Origin of the sequence: Candidatus Poriferisodalis sp., from assembly GCF_965262965.1 — a bacterium.
Taxonomy (GTDB): domain Bacteria; phylum Actinomycetota; class Acidimicrobiia; order Acidimicrobiales; family Poriferisodalaceae; genus Poriferisodalis.
The window spans coordinates 2,489,926-2,510,220 of record NZ_OZ253573.1; the positions used below are offsets into that span (position 1 = coordinate 2,489,926).

General features: G+C 64.2%; 13 protein-coding genes. 1 reads left to right on the top strand and 12 read right to left on the bottom strand.

All coding sequences use genetic code 11. The features are described from left to right. The first annotated feature begins 6 nt into the window (after positions 1–6). Positions 7–255 (top strand): MoaD/ThiS family protein, encoded by a 249-nt coding sequence (locus tag ACQY5K_RS11955; protein WP_428115492.1) that lies wholly within the window; start codon positions 7–9, stop codon positions 253–255. 684 nt (positions 256–939) lie between these two features. On the opposite strand, the gene ACQY5K_RS11960 is transcribed toward ACQY5K_RS11955, so the two are convergent. From ACQY5K_RS11960 to ACQY5K_RS12015, 12 genes are all read right to left on the bottom strand, one after another. Continuing rightward, positions 940–2,454 (bottom strand): hypothetical protein, encoded by a 1,515-nt coding sequence (locus ACQY5K_RS11960; protein ID WP_428122852.1) that lies wholly within the window; start codon positions 2,452–2,454, stop codon positions 940–942. Positions 2,455–2,697: 243 nt separating this feature from the next. After that, a complete protein-coding gene (locus ACQY5K_RS11965; protein ID WP_428115494.1) occupies positions 2,698–5,598 on the bottom strand; it encodes a cell wall-binding repeat-containing protein in 2,901 nt (966 codons plus the stop codon). 14 nt (positions 5,599–5,612) lie between these two features. Further along, positions 5,613–6,074 carry a hypothetical protein gene (locus ACQY5K_RS11970; RefSeq protein WP_428115497.1) on the bottom strand — a complete coding sequence of 154 codons (462 nt, stop codon included), beginning with the start codon at positions 6,072–6,074 and terminating at the stop codon, positions 5,613–5,615. A 670-nt stretch (positions 6,075–6,744) separates the two neighbouring features. Then, positions 6,745–7,125, bottom strand: a complete 381-nt coding sequence (locus tag ACQY5K_RS11975; RefSeq protein ID WP_428115500.1) for a hypothetical protein — start codon at positions 7,123–7,125, stop codon at positions 6,745–6,747. Between the two features lie 72 nt (positions 7,126–7,197). Next, positions 7,198–7,530, bottom strand: a complete 333-nt coding sequence (locus tag ACQY5K_RS11980) for a hypothetical protein (RefSeq protein WP_428115503.1) — start codon at positions 7,528–7,530, stop codon at positions 7,198–7,200. 240 nt (positions 7,531–7,770) lie between these two features. Further along, a complete protein-coding gene (gene rpsJ / locus ACQY5K_RS11985; RefSeq protein ID WP_428115506.1) occupies positions 7,771–8,085 on the bottom strand; it encodes a 30S ribosomal protein S10 in 315 nt (104 codons plus the stop codon). A 25-nt stretch (positions 8,086–8,110) separates the two neighbouring features. Continuing rightward, positions 8,111–9,295, bottom strand: a complete 1,185-nt coding sequence (gene tuf / locus ACQY5K_RS11990; RefSeq protein WP_428115509.1) for an elongation factor Tu — start codon at positions 9,293–9,295, stop codon at positions 8,111–8,113. A 172-nt stretch (positions 9,296–9,467) separates the two neighbouring features. Next, complete coding sequence (fusA, locus tag ACQY5K_RS11995; RefSeq protein WP_428115511.1) at positions 9,468–11,552, bottom strand: elongation factor G; 2,085 nt, start codon at positions 11,550–11,552, stop codon at positions 9,468–9,470. Positions 11,553–11,591: 39 nt separating this feature from the next. Continuing rightward, positions 11,592–12,062, bottom strand: a complete 471-nt coding sequence (gene rpsG / locus ACQY5K_RS12000; protein WP_419921407.1) for a 30S ribosomal protein S7 — start codon at positions 12,060–12,062, stop codon at positions 11,592–11,594. Between the two features lies 1 nt (position 12,063). Then, complete coding sequence (gene rpsL / locus ACQY5K_RS12005; protein ID WP_428122658.1) at positions 12,064–12,435, bottom strand: 30S ribosomal protein S12; 372 nt, start codon at positions 12,433–12,435, stop codon at positions 12,064–12,066. A gap of 167 nt (positions 12,436–12,602) precedes the next feature. Then, positions 12,603–16,532 (bottom strand): DNA-directed RNA polymerase subunit beta', encoded by a 3,930-nt coding sequence (locus ACQY5K_RS12010; RefSeq protein ID WP_428115515.1) that lies wholly within the window; start codon positions 16,530–16,532, stop codon positions 12,603–12,605. A gap of 108 nt (positions 16,533–16,640) precedes the next feature. Then, positions 16,641–20,276: a DNA-directed RNA polymerase subunit beta gene (locus tag ACQY5K_RS12015; protein ID WP_428115518.1), complete on the bottom strand. Its 3,636-nt coding sequence runs from the start codon at positions 20,274–20,276 to the stop codon at positions 16,641–16,643. Positions 20,277–20,295: the final 19 nt, after the last annotated feature.

A 20,295-nucleotide genomic window follows, 5' to 3' on the forward strand; every position in this document is an offset into this window, starting at 1 on the left:
GACTTCATGGCGGTCGTTCACTTCTCGACCGACCAGCGCAAACACACCGGCCTTGCCGACGTCGCCATTGACGCTGCGAACGTGCGCGAACTCGTTCGCAAGCTCACCGAGCTCTACCCCTCGCTGAACGCGCACCTCGTCGAGACCTCGTCCACCGCGGTCGCCATCGACGGCGAACTCATCCCCGACCCGATGCTCGAAGAACTCACCGAGTCATCAGAGGTGCACTTAGTCCGCCCGCTTGCCGGCGGATAGACCAGCACAGCGCCCGCTCGCAGATGGCTCGGAGTTGAAAGCGCAAGTCACTCCAGTGCACAAGGGCGCGCGGAGTTCGATGCCCCTCTCCGCCTGCCATGCCTCAATGATGTGATCTCCACGTCTTCCTCTGATGACGCCATCGAGACAGAGCCCCTTCTTGTCGTTGGAATGGCGTCACAGCCACCAGCGTGAGAGGAGGCTTCACGCCCGTTGGACCCTCAGAGGTGAGCCGCTTCAGCGAGCAGATCCGGGGACAACTCCGCGAGCATGCTCACTTGCCCGCGCGGGCGGTCCCGGCGTGATCGCCTGTTGAAGCCTGAATGGTTCGACACATAGGGGAACCACGACCGCAGATGAGCACGCGCGTAGCGCACGAAGCGGCGCTCGAAGTCGAAGCCAGGGCGCCGAGATCGCCGCGAGCGTGACCACCTCCGCGTCGGCCGGTTTGGGGGCGATGCCCACCGCAGGCCGTTCGGGCGTCCAACCGGGATTCGCTGCCAGCAGATCGTCAATGCGCACATACAGTGCAGTCGCCAAGCTGTCCAAGCCCGGGTTCATGCCCAAGCCCTCCGAGATCGAGGTGTGTGTACAAACCCCGAGCTTGGACTCCCTCTCCCCACACCGGGCGGACCCCCCACCCCTTGGAACCAATCATCTAGGTGAGATGGTCGACGCAGCCGATCAAGGTGCGTCCTCCGGCGGGCTTACGGCGCCTCCGCGGAGATTCGTTGGCTCACAGAATCGCGCATTGTGAATGTCCAACATCAGTCCGTCGAGTTCGGCGCCGACGTTGGGACCGCTTACCCAATTCTTGGTGCCCGGCCGGATTGCTGTGAAGCTGTCGACAAGACCACACCGTCGGACATTTCCTGCTGGAGTTGGGTCGAAGTGAATTGCCGCTGTCGCCATTTCGCTCGTGATGGCGTGAAGCGGGGTGATACGGTCAGCTCTGGTCACGCGAGCGTTGGCGAGCAATGTCAGCGCCATGCTGCCACACAGAAGCCCTGCGGCCAGTATCACAACTACCCGTGCGAACTGCGAACGCCCAACGAGGCCAAATGTGACCGTGAGCAACGCGGCTGCCACTAGAGACCACCCAACTTGCACCAGGAGGGTCTCGCGCCAAGCCTCGCCGATCGCAGGACGCACGCTCTGGGTGCGCTTAGAGAGCCCTGCAAGCAGCGAAGGCATGAGGGCGGTCACAACCCCAAGGGCACCCAATGCTGCTGCTGATCGCTTCCAGTCGACTTCAGCCATCTCGCGAGCCGAGGCGCGGCGGATGAGGTGACGAGCAGTGGTGAATGCAATAAAGACGACGGCAACAAGCAGAATTGCCAGTAGGGCATTTCGCGCCAGTGCAACATGCCCAGTGCGGGCTCCGGCCCGGTCCAGCAAGTCAGCGGAGTATCTCCAGCCCGCAGGCGGCAGTCCCGTCACGAGGCGATCGGCGGTTCGACCAAGCGCGTCAACAGTCAGGTCGGGATCTGTAGCCGAGTAACACGTCGACAGCCTGCATCGCCGGAATATCTCGATGCGAACGGGCACGAATGCCGTGAGAAAGCCGACGCTGAGCAGCAGCCAGCGCCGGAGGCTCGCCAGACGGAGCAGTTTCGATGTCGAGCCGCTCGCAGCTGCGCGCGCAGCGACATAGGCGCCCGAGAATGGTGGAGCTAAGTAGAGGAGGTCATACGTGGTGGCCAAGACGGCTCCTAGCCCGATCATGACGACTACCTCGTGCCACGCGAGTCGACGTGCGCTCATGTCACGATCTCTCGCGACGCAGAGCCCGGTCGCGAGGATGACGATGACTGAGCCGGTCAAGACGAACATGTAGCTCGTCATCGGGCTGTAGTGGTCACCGGCGACGAGTACTCCTGCCAAGACCATCGGATACAGCACGACTGTCGGGAGGTGCTTCGCCGAGACAGCACCGGCGGATCGCAGAAGTGCAGACACGACGTTGCAGGAAACGATCGCCAGCAGGGCGATCAAGATGATGCGAAACGCCCCGTTGACTGCGTGCGGCGGAAGCCCGGTGGCCTCACCAAAATCGAACACCAGTGCTCGTTCGAGATTCTCGATGGCCCGACCAATTGGACGGAAATTCCCACGGTCCAAGAATGTGTCGATGTTCTTGAAGGAATGGTCGAGAGCCTTGAACGGGTTAGAGCCGACAAGCTGGGCTGCTTGGTACAAGCGACGACGATCGTCTCCAAGTAGCGAATGCCCAACCAACGGGACCGTCACTACTAGCGACGGCACCGCAAGGGACGGCGACCATCGCCAACGCTGTGACAGGCCGTCGCGCCGGAGTAGCGAGCCGATAGTTCCGCGACTCACTTTCCGGTCACCCGTTGGACGGGCACGGGTCGGCGGTGCTGAGGTGATCACGGTGTTGCCGACATGGCGAGAGGACCCGGCCTTTGGGGCGAGAGCTGGTCAAAACGGGTGAACAACTCGGCCCGCTGCTGCCCGTGTGACCCCGTACACGCCACCAGCGATGATCACGGACGTGTCCTGCTGCCATCGCACCTGCCGCGCGAGGCTGCGGGTATAGGGGGGAAGCAGGGCCCCGATGGAAGCGCCAGCGAACAGCAACTGACCGCAGCGGGACGTCAGCAGCGGGACCAGAGCTGCAGCGTCGGCCGGTACGCCCGCCGCGGCGAGCCCGAGGTGCAGGCTGCCTGTCGCGGGGCAAACGTCGGCTACTAGGTCGCGGAGGTATTCGCCGACCTTCCCTGCGGTGACCAATCGGTTCCGCCCTGCGATTCTGGTCACTGCAGCAATCGCTGAGATTTCGTCTTCGGTCTGCTGCGTCACGGCCTTTAGCCCTCCGATCAGGAGAACGTGTTCGATGCCTGTATCGCGCAAGTAACGGGCAGTTTGCTCAGGCAATTTGTCGCGTTCTGTCAGCAGAATCGGGATTCTCAAACGCGCCGCGAGAGGCGCAACGGCGAGTGCGTCATGCGGCATTGACCCAGTAGCCACCACGGCAGTGCTTCCGAGGTCCGCCACGGTCCCTACCTCTCCGCCGGCCCGAGCGACGAGCACCGCTGTCTCGTAAACGTCTTGCCCGACGAGACCGTCGGAGACTCCGATGCTGGCAGCGAGACGCGACGACTGTTGCCCCGAACCAACAAAGACAGCCTCCGCTTGCCAGGCGCTGATGGCCCCCGCAGTCACTTCGCCGATTTGGTTGTAACTGGTGAACAACAGCGGACGGGCGGTGCGAGCAGCGAGCCACGCGGCAAGCGGTGCGACGGTCCACGCCAACCCGTTGACCAGCACAGCACCGGTTAGGTCCGTGGATGGTTCTTGACGCAAAACCTCAGCCAGAGCAAGCGCTGTCTCCAAGCGATTCGCGCCTGAGTAGCGCACGACCTCGACAGAACGCGCAGGGCTAGCCCTTGCTGGCTCCGCGGTCGCAGGCCCGAATACCCACGGGCGCGCCTGCTTAATGACCAAGCGCCCGCCCGAATCGATCTTGAACTCGATCTCAACGGCGAACCTCTGCCCCGGCGTTCCGTGTCGTTCTCTCCACCGGTCGTGAATAGCCCGCAGCCGCTGGCAGATTTCCTCGGCGCGCCCTTCTGGCAACACCCTGCCGTCCTCGGTGCGGTTCGACCTGCTGATGGACGCGACGGCGGCGCAGTCCGAGGCGTCGACGAGCAGTTGTTCGGGCACCGAAGCCGCTTCAGGGTTGGTCACCAGGTCCTCGCCGACCTGAGAGTTCACGTAATACGCACTGCCGGAGTCGCTCCCGGCTGAGAGCGGATCGAAGCTAGCGGCCACCCCGTTGACCTGTTCGTCGCTGTAGTTCGGATGCACGAGAACCGCCATCGCGACCTTCGTGTGATCGAGCCGGTAATACTCTCGTGAGTCGAACGCCCGTCTTGTCCACAGCCCTGCGTACACCTGCTTCAGGGACTTGGAGAGTGGCATCTCGTCGGGATACTGCGTCTTGGAGACGTACAGCCCCGCGCCGTTCAGGTGCGGAAGGTCCTCAGCGTTCGTGCTCGACCGGTACCGCAAATTCGTGCCTGACGGGTACGCGCGGAGCATCACGGCGAGGTCTTCCTCGATCCATGTCGGCGTGTCCGCCGCCCGGATGGCTCGACGCAGATCTCTCAGCCGCTCATCGGGGGCGGCGCGAAACGATTCGTCGCCGAGCATCTCCGCCACTTCCCGGTCGAGCCCTGTCTCGGACATGAACCGCTGGTAGTAGCTGACCGGTATTGCATGCCCGGACGGAACGATCCCTGCAGGGAACCCGAGTCGCCCCAGTTCGGCCACGCCGGTCGCTTTTGCCCCGAAGGCACCCGCAGCCGAAAAACCGACTTCGCTCAACGGCGTGATATCACGCACAGAAAAATCCAGTGCAGGTACTTCAGACGCTTGCTCACCGGGCCGGCTGCGCTCCCAGTGAGCCAGAGCTTCCTCGTGTGTGGCAGCGCGCAGGTCCCAGCCGTGTTCCGCCACCTCGAATCGGACCCATGTGCCCATGAGACTCCGCACCAGCGGGTCGCTGAGGATGTCCCGCACATAAGCATTGGGGATGCCCGCCGAGACCGCACGCAAATTGACATGGGCCAGCGGGGTCTGCGGAACAGTGCTGATGATCCCCGCTGCGATTGCCAGGTCGTTGGGGAGCGACTCATGCACGGCGATGTCGAGTTGCCCGGGACGGTCGCCAGAACCGAATACCCCGAGACGCCCATACGCCACACCGAGGTTCAGCGCAGCGAAACTCGAAGCCTGCGTCCCGCTGGCCTGGTCGGTCGTCACGTCCAGCCCGAGACGCTCGCATTCCTCCGATAACTCCGCCCCTGCGGCGCCTGAAGCGAACAGCGGCAGCGGTGTCTCGATGAACGATTGCGACGCTGCGAGCAGGTCATGGATGGCGACCGCTTCAGGGCAATAGGTCCCGCTGTCCAAGCCGAAGTGCCATCCGCCGTACTCGGGATCAGCGACTTCTCTGTCAGCGTCGTAGGCGATATGCCCCTTCACCACGTCGTCGATGCCGTAAGCCCGGTGCAGACCGATTGCCCGCATGAATCCAGCGTGAGACTTGTACTTCTCAGTGTTGGCGAAGTACAGGCCAGCCGCGTCGGTGCCGAGCCCGAAGGCGATGAACTTTAGGTAGCCGCCCACAGCCAGCCGCTCGAAATCCGTTCTCGACCCCAGCCAGTTCGCGCCGTGCTCAGGGTCGATGGGCACCGCCGCGTTCTGCACGGGCGGCTGCGCGCCAGCCGACGCCGTCGCGACAGTCGGTACTGCCAACAGCAGGGCAGCAACCGCGAGGGCCGCCAGAACGCGAGCGCGTCTGTCTCCAATAGTCATGTCAGCACCTCTCGTCAGTGGGGGATCGGAGCCAGCAGCACGAAGGGCAGCATCAGCGTTAGATGGACAATCCCCGCATACGCAAGGCCGACCACCACGCAAGCGCCGGCGAGCTTCTCCCTCCGACCCGCGGTGCGCCGCAAGTCGCGGTACTCAACAGGCGGACGATGGACGATGGAAGCAAACGTGAGCGCCGCCAACAGGCCCGCGGCCGACAGCAGGGCACCGCCCATCATCGACCGCGCAGCGTCGACGAGATAATCGCCGTTCTCGCCGTTCACTGGATGCTGCCTGAGCGGCTCCACAAAGAACACCACAGCGACGATTTGCGCGCCGAGAATCGTCGCCATCACCTGCGCATACAGCCGTAGCCACCGGCGGGCGAGGCTCACCACACGTGGACCCAGCCGCCACCATGTGACGCCGACCACCACGGCGGACACTCCAAGCGGAATCCATATCGACTGCAGCAGCATCGTCAAACAATCTCTGCGGCGCTCACCGGGGTCGGTGCTTCCCTACCGGTTCCCCTCGATGAGAAGGCAGTCGTGTCGACGGAGCGGAGCCACCTTCTGGCTCACCTGTTTGCGCAGCCCTCTAGCAGGATGGAAGTTTGGGCGTGTGGGCGGTCTGAGCCGACTCGGGTGGGGTTCGGGGCCGGTTTGGATGCGTGCTGGAGCGGTGTGGGCGTCGCGGCGGGTGTTGCCGGCGGCTTGGCGATATGCCCTGCGGTTCGTAGCGCGGCGATGCGAGCGCAGCCGGGGCGTGATACAAGACTTCTCGCGCACGGGTGGGTCCCTCCGGTAGTGGGTCGATGTCTGTCACCAACGCCGACACAGCCGATCCGAAGGGACCCCTGAGGGACCCACTTACATCTCGACTGTGCCAATCCCCAATGGGAGACGGCCTTGGTGACGGGATGTACTCTAGCCAAGCTGCTGACATGTGGGTCATTCACCTTGGGACGTTCGGGCATTGACGGCAACGTGAGATCGTCGAAGCCGTAGACGATCAACTCCCGACCGTGGTCCAAGAGCTTGAGGACTTCATCAAGGTCCGCGGTGGGCGGCGTGCCCCGTACCGTCAGCGTGAACACCACCACGTTCCCGCCATTTGTGAGCGCAGAACGCGACTACCGGCGAGCGCTCACACCATCGCGACCATCGACGAATGTCTGCGCCCCGACATGCAATCGGCCCCGCACGCCGCCCGAGGCCGACATCGCGTAGCGAAGCGAGAGTTCGGCGTCCCCCGGTGTGGGCAAACGTTGACCTTGGTCCAACACCAAACAGCGCAACCACCAGTGGAGTTCGCCGTCTGTCCTCGTGTGCCTTCGATTCCCTTGACGTGATTCACATAGGTGATCTCGCACTGAGTCGGCGTGAGCGCTTCGATCTGCTGTTGTTCCAAGAACTCGTTCAGCAGGCTGTAGTAGCGCACAAAGTGCTGGCGGCCCGATTCGTAGCGGGCATAAACCTGCGCCTCCGCCGTATTGGGCGAGTTGAACGCAATGCTGCTAATTCGCATCTCCCACCCGCCTGCACGCGGTGGCGGTGCAATGCGCTCCCGACCCCTCGGCATGCTGTGCTGTAGCGATTCTCAGCCGGAAGGGCGCGGTACGCGTCCGCCGTGCGTTATCTCGATCGGTCCTGAGAGCCGGCGACGCAGGTCGGGATCGGCGTAGACCTCCGCCGTGGCCTTCCAGGCATCCGCGAGCAGGGCAACTGGCTCGAACACTCCGGCCGAGGCAGCGGCCGCGAGTTCTTTGGTGAGCTCCTCCGCGAAGAGTTCGCGCTCTTCGCGAGGCAGGTACTTCACCCACGGGTACGCATCGCTCAAGGCAGCACCAATTGGATCGGGACGACGCGCTGCGGCGGTCAGTGCTTTGAATGAGGCTCTGGGCGACGAGTCCAGCGGCGCCAGAAGAACCATGACTCGGGAATGAACCCCTGATTTGCCGTGATGCTCCTGGCTCGCGGAACGTCGCGGAGCAGGTAGTCGCTGCTCTGTTCTGCGCTGACATCCGTCGAGGCCATGCATTCACGCTACCGCGACGAGACCGCCGAGCAAGACAGCGATTCCGTCAAATGCCACGAGCGCTTGCATCGCTGCGAGCACACGAACGCGGCGAAGTACGCGGCCAATTGCAGAAATTTGGGCGGCTGATTGCAGCTAGGGCTGGACCTTGAGCTCGATCTCGACGCCGGCTGGCAGGTCGAGCCGCTGGAGCGAGTCGACCGTCTTGTCGCTGGGGTCGATCACGTCGATGAGGCGCTTGTGTATGCGCATCTCGAAGTGCTCGCGCGAGTCCTTGTCCTTGTGGGGTGACCGCACGACGGTGTAACGGTGCTTTTCCGTCGGCAGCGGTATAGGCCCGCGGACCTTCGCGTTGGTACGCAACACCGTTTCGGTGATCTTCTGTGCGGACTGGTCCACGATCTCGTGGTCGTAGGCCTTAAGCCGCATACGGATCCGAGGTGCTGCCATGTGAACGCCTGACTGGTCGCTTCTGTTACTGGATGATCTTGGTGACTCGGCCGGCACCGACGGTGCGGCCGCCCTCGCGAATGGCGAAGCGCAAGCCCTCGTCCATCGCGATCGGGTTGATCAACTCAACCGTCATCTCGGTGTTGTCGCCCGGCATGCACATCTCGGTGCCTGCGGGAAGCTCAACGACGCCAGTGATGTCGGTGGTACGGAAGTAGAACTGCGGCCGGTAGTTCGAGAAGAACGGCTTGTGACGACCGCCCTCGTCCTTGTTCAGCACGTACACCTGTGCCTCGAACTTGGTGTGCGGCGTGATCGCGCCCTTCTTGGTGCAAACCTGACCGCGCTCGACGTCGTCCTTGCCGGTGCCTCGCAGCAGCAGCCCGACATTGTCGCCGGCCTGGCCTTCGTCGAGGATCTTGCGGAACATCTCCACGCCGGTGACGGTAGTGCTCTGCGTGTTGCGGATCCCAACGATCTCGATTTCTTCGCCGGTGTTGATGATGCCCTGCTCGATCTTGCCGGTCACCACGGTGCCGCGGCCGGTGATCGAGAACACGTCCTCGATGGGCATGAGGAACGGGCGGTCGTTGTCGCGCACGGGCTCGGGTACGTATTCGTCCACCACAGCCATCAGCTCGATGACTTGCTCGCCAGCGGCTGCGTCGCCCTCGAGCGCGTTCAGCGCGGAGACCCGAACCACGGGCACGTCGTCGCCGGGGTACTCGTACTCGCTGAGGAGCTCGCGCACCTCTAGCTCGACGAGCTCGAGCAGCTCCTCGTCGTCGACCATGTCGACCTTGTTGAGTGCGACCACGATGTAGGGCACGCCGACCTGACGGGCCAGCAGCACGTGCTCACGGGTCTGGGGCATCGGGCCGTCGGCAGCAGACACGACCAAGATGGCTCCGTCCACCTGGGCGGCGCCCGTGATCATGTTCTTGATGTAGTCGGCGTGGCCGGGCATGTCGACGTGGGCATAGTGCCGGTTCGCCGTCTCATACTCGACGTGCGCGATGGAAATCGTGATGCCTCGCTCGCGCTCTTCGGGTGCCTTGTCGATCTCGTCGAAGGCCGTTGCCTGGCCGCCGACCTGTTCAGCAAGGACACGTGTTATTGCAGCCGTCAGCGTCGTCTTGCCGTGGTCGATGTGTCCCATCGTGCCCACGTTGACGTGAGGCTTCGTACGCTCGAAACGCTCTTTGGCCATGGTCTGCTCGCCTTTCGGGAGTGAGTGCCTCGGGGACGATCCCCGGGGATTTGTCGTAGTCGGACGGCGCCGTCGGGCGGCCGACATGAGTGCGGATTCTTCGAGAATTGCTTCGTTATTGAACGGTCAGAGGCTAGAGACGCTGCAGCCCGAATCAACGCGGGCTGCGGGACTACTCGCCACGGATTCGCTTGATGATGTCCCCGGCGATCGTCCTCGGCACCTGCTCGTAGGCGTCGAACTGCATGCTGTAGGTGGCGCGACCCTGGGTGCGCGATCGAAGATCGTTGGCGTAGCCGAACATTTCCGACAGTGGCACCTTGGCGTCGATCACCTGATTCATGCCGCGCAGCTCCATTTGGCCGACACGACCGCGGCGCGAGTTGAGGTCGCCGATGACGTCGCCCATGTAGTTCTCGGGCGTCACAACTTCGACTGCCATGACCGGCTCCAGCAGGACTGGCCTGGCCAGGCGGGCTGCATCTCGCATCGCCATAGTGCCGGCGATCTTGAATGCCATCTCCGAAGAGTCCACGTCGTGGTGGTTGCCGTCGACGAGCTCGACCGCCACATCCACGAGCGGGAAACCTGCAAGCGGGCCGCTCTCCAGCGACGATCGCATGCCCTGGTCGACCGACCCGATGTACTCGCGCGGGATCGATCCGCCCTTGATCTGGTCGCTGAACGTGTAGCCCTCGCCGGGCTCAGAGGGCCCCACGTTGACGACCACGACCGCGTACTGGCCTGAGCCGCCTGTCTGCTTGATATGCCGGTACTCGAACTTGTTGACCGGCGCGGTAAGCGTCTCGCGGTAGGCGACCTGGGGCTTGCCGATGGAAGCGTCGACCTTGAACTCGCGCAGCATCCGTTCGACAAGCACTTCGAGGTGCAACTCGCCCATGCCCGAGATGACCGTCTGGCCGGTCTCTTCGTCGGACTTGACCTGGAACGTCGGGTCTTCCTCGCTGAGAGCTGTCAGCGCCCGGCCCAGCTTGTCCTGGTCGCCCTTGGACCTCGGTTCGACGGCGACGTGCACAACGGGGTCGGGGAAGTCGAGCTGCTCGAGCACGATCGGTTTGGACGCCTCGCAGAGCGTGTCGCCGGTGCGGGTGTTCTTCAGCCCGATGCCGGCGACGATGTCGCCAGTTCCGATCTCGTCGCGGTCCTCGCGGTTGTTCGCGTGCATCTGCAGGATGCGGCCGATTCGCTCCCGATTGCCGGTGGTGGTGTTCAGCACCTGGCCGCCCTTGCCGAGCCGGCCGCTGTACACCCGGAAATAGATGAGCTTGCCCACGTGGGGGTCGGTCATGATCTTGAATGCCAGCGCCGAGAAGGGCTCGGTGTCGTCGGGCCGGCGCTCGACTTCGTCGGCGCCGTTGAGGGACCGGCCACAGACCGCGGGGATGTCGACCGGCGCAGGCAGGTACATCGTCACCGCGTCGAGCAACGGCTGCACGCCCTTGTTCTTGAAGGCGCTGCCGGTGAGGATCGGGACGATCTGACCGTCGATGGTGCCCCGCCGGATGGCACGTCGAATTGTCTCGGCGTCGACATCTTCGCCCTCGAGATAGGCCAGCATGATGTCCTCGTCGACATCGGCCAACGTCTCGAGCAGCTTGCCCCGATACTCGGCGGCCTGGTCAACCATGTCGGCGGGAATGTCGACAACGTCGTAGGTGGCGCCGAGGTCGTCGCCCTTCCACACCACTGCGTTCATCTCGACGAGGTCGACGACGCCCTCGAATCCAGCCTCGATGCCGATCGGCAACTGAAGCACAGCCGTATGCGGCGTCAGCCGGTCCTCGATGCTGGCGAGCGAGCCGAAAAAAGAGGCGCCGGTGCGGTCGAGCTTGTTGATGAAGCACATGCGTGGCACGCCGTAACGATCGGCCTGCCGCCACACGGTCTCGGTCTGGGGCTCGACACCGGCAACGCCGTCGAACACCGCCACCGCGCCGTCGAGAACGCGCAGCGAGCGCTCGACCTCGACCGTGAAGTCGACGTGGCCAGGCGTGTCGATGATGTTGATGACGTGGTCGTTCCAGCCGCAGGTGGTCGCAGCCGAGGTGATGGTGATCCCTCGCTCCTGCTCCTGGTCCATCCAGTCCATCGTCGCGGCGCCGTCGTGGACTTCGCCGATCTTGTAGTTGACGCCCGTGTAGTAGAGGATGCGCTCGGTCACCGTTGTCTTGCCCGCATCGATGTGGGCCATGATGCCGATGTTGCGGACGCGTTCGAGAGGTTGATTTCGAGCCATTGCAGCGTTGCCCCGGTTGATCAGATCACCAGCGCCGGATCACCAGCGATAGTGGGCGAAGGCCTTGTTGGCCTCTGCCATGCGGTGCGTGTCTTCGCGCCGCTTTGCTGCTGAACCTGTGCCGTTGGACGCGTCAAGCAGCTCGTTCGCGAGCCGTTCGGACATCGTCCGCTCGCGACGCTCGCGTGAAAAGCCGACAATCCACCGGATGGCCAGCGCAGTGGCGCGGCGTGGCCGAACTTCGACAGGCACCTGGTAGGTCGCGCCGCCGACACGACGGCTTTTCACCTCGACCTGCGGGCGAGTGTTGTCGACGGCCCGCTTGAGAATCTCAAGGGGCTCTCCACCAGTTCGCTCGCCCACGAGATCCATCGCCTGGTACACGATGCGCTCGGCCACCGAGCGCTTGCCGCGACGCAACACTTTGTTGATGAACTGCGTGACCAGCGTGGAGTCGTAGACGGGGTCGGAGGTGATGTCGCGGCGCGGTGCTGCTCCTCGGCGCGGCATGTCAGGACTCCCGCTTGGCGCCGTAGCGCGATCGGGCCTGTCGACGTGCATTCACGCCGGAGGCATCGAGCGCACCGCGGATGATCTTGTAGCGGACGCCGGGCAGATCCTTCACACGGCCACCGCGCACCAGCACGATGCTGTGCTCTTGGAGGTTGTGCCCCTCGCCCGGGATGTAGGCAGTGACCTCGACGCCGCTGGTGAGGCGGACGCGGGCGACCTTGCGCAAGGCCGAGTTCGGCTTCTTGGGCGTGTGCGTGTACACGCGAGTGCACACACCGCGGCGCTGCGGCGAACCCTTCAGCGCGGGTGTCCGCACTTTCGTCGTTTTCGACTTGCGGCCCTTGCGGACCAATTGTTGAATCGTGGGCACCAAGACCTCTGTCACTCAGATCGCTGTCACATGACAGCAGGGCCACAACCGCGCGATGCCCCACCGGCAAGCACGCTTCGGCCGACCTCGAAGGCTAGGCAGCGCGCTCGGAAGCGACAACCGTCCGGCAAACGTTCAACCGATTGTTGCGTCAGCTATTCATTCATTTAGCCGGCATCGGTGATCGACGCCACGTTCTCGCTGCGGCCCTCGTCTTCGCCGATCGAGGCCAGCCAAGCTGCGGGGTCTTGCGCTTCTTCGGACGACCAGAACTCCATCGGCTCGTAGTCGGGCGCCACCGTGTCGATGTTGCGGTAGCAGTCTTGACCGGTTCCCGCAGGAATCAGCTTGCCGATGATGATGTTCTCCTTGAGGCCCTTCAGGTCGTCCTGGCGAGACTCGATGGCGGCCTCGGTCAGCACGCGCGTCGTCTCCTGGAACGAGGCGGCGGAGAGCCACGAGTCGGTCGCAAGCGACGCCTTGGTGATGCCCATGATGATCGGGCGTCCCTGCGCGGGACGGCTGCTCGCGGCCACCAGCTCACGGTTGGCTTCGCGGTAGATCCGCTGATCGACCTGCTCGCCGGGAAGGAAGGCCGAGTCGCCCTGCTCGCCGACGAGGACTCGGCGAGTCATCTGCCGGATGATCAGCTCGATGTGCTTGTCGTGAATGGAGACACCCTGCTCGCGGTACACCTTCTGCACTTCTTCGGTGAGGTACTGCTGCGTCTCGCGCACGCCTCGGATCTCGATGAGCTCCTTCGGGTCGCGCGGACCGTCCACGAGCGGATCGCCGGCACGGATTTCCTGGCCGTCGACGGTTGCGAGGCGCGACATCGAGGGCACGGTGTAGGTGTCCTCTTCGCCGTCGTCGCCGATGACGTCGATCTGGCGGCCCCGGCCATCGTCCTCGCCGATGCGCACGACACCTGAGCGGGTGGCCAGCACGGCCTTGCCGCGCGGTGTTCGTGCCTCGAACAGCTCCACGACGCGGGGAAGACCGCCGGCGATGTTCTCGCCGCCGATGACGCCGCCGGTGTGGAACGTCCGCATGGTCAGCTGCGTGCCAGGCTCACCGATGGACTGTGCGGCGATCACGCCGACTGCCTCGCCCACCTCGATGAGCTTGCCTGTCGCCAGCGAGCCGCCATAGGCCAATGCTGAAACGCCGAACTCGGACTCGTCGGTTAGCGGCGACAGAACTCGTACCCGGGTGACGGCGGGGTCGTCGCGTATCACCGCCAGTTCGTCGTCTCCGACCAGCGTTCCGGCCGGGATGACTGTGCCGTCGCCAAGCGTCACATCGGAGGCCAAGCAGCGACTGAACAGGCGCGTGTCGAGATGCGTACGCCGATCAGGCCGATCCGGACCGATGTCCTCAAGCCACAGACCGTTGACCGGACCGGAGCGCTCGAACGGGTTCTCGGAGTTGATGATGAGCTCCTGGGCGACATCGACGAGGCGACGTGTCAGGTAGCCCGAGTCGGCCGTGCGCAGCGCCGTGTCGACGAGTCCCTTGCGGGCTCCCGGCGTGGAGATGAAGTACTCCAGGGTGGCGAGGCCCTCGCGGTAGGACGACTTGATCGGGCGCGGGATGATGTCGCCTCTGGGGTTCGCCACGAGGCCACGGATGGCGGCGATCTGGCGTACCTGCATCATGTTTCCGCGGGCACCTGAGCCGACCATCATGTCGATCGGGTTGAAGGTTGTCTTGGCCAGTTCAGCCTCGAGCGAACGCCGCACTTCGTCGGTGGCGTCGGTCCAGATCTCCACTTCCTTCTGGCGGCGCTCACCGTCGGTGATGATGCCGCGGCGGAACTGGTTCTCGACCCGCTCGGCCTCAGCCTCGTGACGCTCGAGGATCTCGGCCTTGTCGGGCGGCGTGCGCACATCGTCCACCGAGATCGTCAGACCTGAGCGGCTGGCGTACTCGTAGCAGAGGTCCTTGATGTGGTCCAGGCTCGTCGCGATGTCGCTGGTGGTGTATTCGTCCGACAGCGTGCGAACGATCTTGCCCATCTCGCTCTTGCGCACAGCGCGGTTGATGTACTCGAAGTTGTCGGGCAATGCGGCGTTGAACAGCGCACGGCCGGGCGTGGTCGGGGTGAAACCGCCATTTCCGTCGCTGAGCGCAGGGTTCCGCCACTCGATGAGCTGGTGCAGCTTGACCCGTCCGAGATCGAGCGCCCGCTCGATCTGGTGCAGGTGCCGGAAGGTTGCGGTCGGAACGTCCGCTTCGGCGACGATGGTGTCGTCGTCGCGGGTCCGCAACTCGGTGAGGTAGTAGCTGCCGATGAGCATGTCCTGGCTGGGCACCGTCATCGGGCGGCCGTCCGCCGGACTCAGGATGTTGTTGGCCGACAGCATCAGCACCCGGGCCTCTGCCTGAGCCTCTGAGGACAGCGGCAGGTGGACTGCCATCTGGTCGCCGTCGAAGTCGGCGTTGAACGCCGCGCACACGAGCGGGTGGATCTGCACTGCCTTGCCCTCGACCAGCAGCGGCTCGAAGGCCTGGATGCCGAGCCGGTGCAGCGTGGGTGCACGGTTCAGCAGAACCGGGTGCTCCTTGATGACGTCTTCGAGCACATCCCAGACATCGGCCCGGCGGCGCTCCACCATGCGCTTGGCGGACTTGATGTTCTGGGCAATCTCGGCGTCGACCAGGCGCTTCATCACGAAGGGCTTGAACAGCTCGAGAGCCATCAGCTTGGGAAGTCCGCACTGGTGCAGCCGCAGCTTGGGCCCGGCCACGATGACCGAGCGGCCCGAGTAGTCGACGCGCTTGCCGAGCAGGTTCTGGCGGAACCGGCCCTGCTTGCCCTTGAGCATGTCCGACAGTGACTTCAGCGCCCGATTACCGGGGCCTGTCACAGGACGACCCCTTCGGCCGTTGTCGAACAGCGCATCCACCGCTTCTTGGAGCATGCGCTTCTCGTTGTTGACGATGATCTCGGGCGCCCGCAGGTCGAGCAGTCGCTTCAGCCGGTTGTTCCGGTTGATGACCCGGCGGTACAGGTCGTTGAGGTCCGATGTCGCGAAGCGCCCACCGTCGAGCTGGACCATGGGCCGCAGATCCGGTGGAATGCACGGGACAGCGTCGAGGATCATGGCCCGGGGATCATTGATGCGCCGACCGTGCTCATCGCGCCGGTTGAACGCGCTCAGGATCTTGAGCCGCTTGATGGCCTTCTGCTTGCGCTGAGCCGACAGCGGTCGACGGCCGTCAGCGGCCTCGATTGCCGCGCGCAGCTCGACCTCTTCGTTGTCGAAGTCCATGTTGGACATGAGCTGTGCGATGGACTCGGCGCCCATGCCGCCTTCGAAATAATCGCCGTAGCGGTCTTCGAGCTCGCGCCACAGGTCCTCGTCGTCGATGATCGCCCGCTCGTGCAGGTCGCGAATCACTGCCAGGGCACGATCAACGAGCTCTTTCTCTTTGGTGAACTCCACGCTCAGCGCTTCGAGATCGCGTTCGGCGTCGCGCTGGCGGGCCTTGATGTCGCGGTCTCGAGCGCCTTCTTTCTCCAATTCGGCCAGCTCGGCTTCGAGCTCTGCGAGACGCTCCGCACGGCGCTCCGCATGGTCGGCGTCGATCGCCTCGATCTCTTCGGCCTTCTCGGCCTCAAGCCGCGGCGTGTCGGCGTGGAGCTTGTCGCTGTCGACCTTGGTGACGAGGTTGGAGGCGAAGTAGATGACCCGTTCCAGCGCTTTGGCCTTGAGCTCCTGGCGGGGATCGAGCCCTGTCAGGAAGTACGCCAGCCACGAGCGCGTGCCTCGCAGGTACCAGATGTGCACCACAGGTGCCGCAAGCTCAATGTGGCCCATCCGCTCGCGTCGCACCTTGGAGCGCGTCACCTCGACGCCGCAGCGCTCGCAGATGATGCCCTTGAAGCGGACGCGCTTGTACTTGCCGCAGCCGCACTCCCAGTCCTTGGTAGGACCGAAGATCTTCTCGCAGAACAAGCCGTCCTTCTCGGGCTTGAGCGTGCGGTAATTGATGGTCTCTGGCTTGCGCACCTCGCCGTTGGACCAAGTGCGGATGGCATCGGCGGTGGCGAGGCCGATGCGGATGTCAGAGAAGTCGTTGACGTCGATCATCTGTGCTTCCAGCTGTAGTGGGTTTGCGGCTGCGTGTGGCGCTACGGGGTGTTCGCGTGAGGGCTGTGTGAGTTGTGAGAGCTGTGTCGGCGGCTGTGTCGCGCAGGGCTAGAGGCGCTGGCGACGCAGCTCGTCTTCTTCGTCGGTGCCCCTCTCGGGTCGACTGATATCGATGCCGAGTGACTCCTCGGCACGGAAGACGTCCTCGTCGAGACCCTGAATGTCGATCTGGCTGCCCGCCAGCGACATCACCTCGACGTTCAGGCACAGGGCCTGCATCTCCTTGATGAGCACTTTGAAGCTCTCAGGGATGCCGGGCTCGGGAATGTTCTCGCCCTTGACGATCGCCTCGTAGACCCTCACTCGGCCCAGCACGTCGTCGGACTTGATGGTCAGCAGCTCCTGCAGGCAATAGGCGGCGCCGTACGCCTCAAGCGCCCAGACCTCCATCTCGCCGAACCGCTGGCCGCCGAACTGCGCCTTGCCGCCCAGCGGCTGCTGGGTGATCATCGAGTAGGGGCCGGTCGAGCGGGCGTGGATCTTGTCGTCGACGAGGTGCGCCAGCTTCAAGATGTAGCTGTAGCCCACCATGATCGGCTGGTCGTACGGCTCGCCGGTGCGCCCGTTGTAGAGCATTGCCTTGCCGGCACGGCTCATCAGCCGCTCGCCGGTGGCCGTCTCGGGTCGCAGGTTCTCGAGCGTCTGCTGGATCGTCGGATGCCGCCCGGCGGCTTCGACCTCGTCCCAGCGCGCACCGTCGAACACCGGCGATGCAATGAACACTGCCGGCTTGGTCGTGGGACGCGTCTTGCGGGCGGTATTGCTGGTCGGCTCCTCGCCCACCAACTGGGACTTGCCGTTCGAGTCGGTGGTCTCCCAGCCCCAGCGTGCGGCATAGCCGAGGTGGGCCTCAAGCACCTGGCCGACGTTCATGCGGCTGGGCACGCCGAGCGGGCTCAGGATGATTTCGACCGGCGTGCCGTCTGCCAGGTAGGGCATGTCCTCGATCGGAAGGATCTTGGAGATGACGCCCTTGTTGCCGTGCCGTCCGGCGAGCTTGTCGCCGACGCTGATCTTGCGCTTCTGGGCCACGTAGACACGAACAAGCTGGTTCACCCCGGGTGGCAGCTCATCGTCCTCGTCACGGCTGAACACCTTGATGTCGGTAACGACGCCGTTCTCGCCGTGGGGCACCTTGAGCGAGGTGTCACGGACCTCGCGGGCCTTCTCGCCGAAGATGGCCCGCAGCAACCGTTCCTCTGGCGTCAGTTCGGTCTCGCCCTTGGGGGTGACCTTGCCGACGAGCACCGCGCCGGGCTCGACTTCGGCACCGATGCGCACGATGCCCTGATCGTCGAGGTCGGCGAGGATGTCGTCCGCGAGGTTGGGAATGTCGCGGGTGATCTCCTCGGGGCCCAGCTTGGTGTCGCGGGCGTCGATCTCGTACTCGTGAATGTGGATCGACGTGAGCACGTCGTCCTTCACGAGCCGTTCCGACAGGATGATCGCGTCCTCGAAGTTGTAGCCCTCCCACGACATGTAGGCGACGAGCAGGTTCTTTCCGAGTGCAAGCTCGCCTTGGTCGGTGGAGGGACCGTCGGCGAGCACCGTGTTGGCGGCGACCTGGTCGCCGAGGTGCACGAGCGGCTTTTGGTTGATGCAGGTGTCCTGGTTGGACCGGCGGTACTTGAGCAGCGAGAAGCTGGTCTCGGCGCCGTCGTCGGACTGCACGGTGATGCTGTCGCCGGTGACACCGGAAACCGTGCCGTCCACGGTCGACAGCACCATCTCGGCGGCATCAGCCATGGCGAGGGCTTCGATGCCGGTGCCGATGTAGGGGGCTTCGGCCCGCAGCAGCGGCACAGCCTGGCGCTGCATGTTGGCGCCCATGAGCGCCCGGTTCGCGTCGTCGTGCTCGAGGAACGGGATCAGCGCCGTCGCCACCGAGACGATCTGCTTCGGCGAGACGTCCATGAGCTGGACTTCGCTCGCGAGCACATAGCTGATCTCGGTGGTCGCAGCGAAATAGGTGTCACGCTCCATCTGCAGGCGCAGATCCTCGAGGCTGGCGCCCTGGGGGCTCTTGCGCACGAGCACGCGGGGATTGCGGAAGGTGCCGTCAGGATTGAGGGGCGCATTGGCCTGCGCGACCACGAATTCCTCTTCCTCGTCGGCAGTCAGGTAGCGCACCTCGCGTGTGGCGACAGCATCGCGGACGAGCCGGTACGGCGATTCGATGAAGCCGAACTCGTTGACGCGGGCGAACGTCGCCAGCGCGCCGATGAGCCCGATATTCGGACCTTCCGGCGTTTCGATGGGGCACATCCGGCCGTAGTGGCTGAAGTGCACGTCGCGGACCTCGAACCCGGCTCGCTCGCGCGACAAGCCGCCAGGGCCGAGCGCCGACAGGCGGCGGCGATGGGTCAGGCCCGAGAGCGGGTTGACCTGATCCATGAACTGGGACAGCTGGCTGGTGCCGAAGAATTCCTTCGAGGCCGCCACGACCGGGCGGATGTTGATGAGCGTCTGCGGTGTGATCGCTTCGACGTCCTGTGTGGTCATGCGCTCGCGCACGACCCGCTCCATGCGACTCAGCCCGATGCGAACCTGGTTCTGGATCAGCTCGCCGACCGAGCGGATGCGCCGGTTCGCGAAGTGGTCCTGGTCGTCGAGGCGGTAGCCGGGCTCGGCGTTTGCCAGATGCAGCAGGTAGCTCGCGGTCGCCAGCACCTCAGTGCGAGTGAGGACGGTGGCCTCGGGATTGGGCCGTACGAGCTCGGGATGGTCAGCGGCTCTCGGATGGTCGCCGTCGATCAGCTCGAGGCCCAGCATCTCGGCAACCTTGTTCAGCTCTTCGCCGAGCTTGCGGTTCAGCTTGTAGCGACCGACCTTCGACAGCGAGTAGCGCCGCTCGTCGAAGAAAGCGTTCTGGAAGTAGTTGTTGGCAGCATCGGCTGTGGCCATCTCGCCAGGGCGGACCCGCTTGTAGAGCTCGACGACCGACTGGTCCTGGGTCGGGAGGTCGAACTTCTTCTTGTGGTCCTCCCACTGCGGCTCGAGGAAGTCGAAGTGCTCGACGAATCGCTCGATGAGGCCCGGATGACGATCCTCGCCATAGCCGAGCGCGGCCAGCAGGTAGAAAATGTCAAGCCGGCGCTTGCGGGCGATGCGGCTGCCCGCTGTGGGGTCCTTGCCCGGCTTGTGCTCGACATCGAACTCGATCCACTCGCCGCGGTAGGGGTGGATCGTCGCTGTCACCAACTGGTGCTTGGACATGTTGCGCAGCCGGTAGCGCTCTCCTGGCTGGAAGATGACGCCGGGCGAGCGGACGAGCTGGCTGACGACAACACGCTCGGTGCCGTTGATGATGAAGGTGCCCTTGGGCGTCATCATCGGGAAGTCGCCCATGAACACCGTCTGGGCCTTGACCTCGCCGGTCAGAGCATTCTTGAACTCGGCGCGCACGAAGATCGGCGCCGAGTAGGTCATATCCCGCTCTTTGCACTCCTCGACGGAGAACTTGGGCGGCGGGCGCAGGTCTTCGTCGTTCGGATCGAACGAGAAGATGAGCTGCAGCTGCCCTGCAAAGTCGCTGATCGGACTGATGTCGGAGAACGTCTCCGCCAGCCCGATGTCAAGGAATCTCTTGAAAGAGTCCTTCTGGATGGACACGAGGTCTGGGAGTTCCAGGACTTCGTCGAGGTTGCCGAACGAATATCGTTCGCGACCGACAAGAGACGACAACGGACTCTCCTAGGTGTTC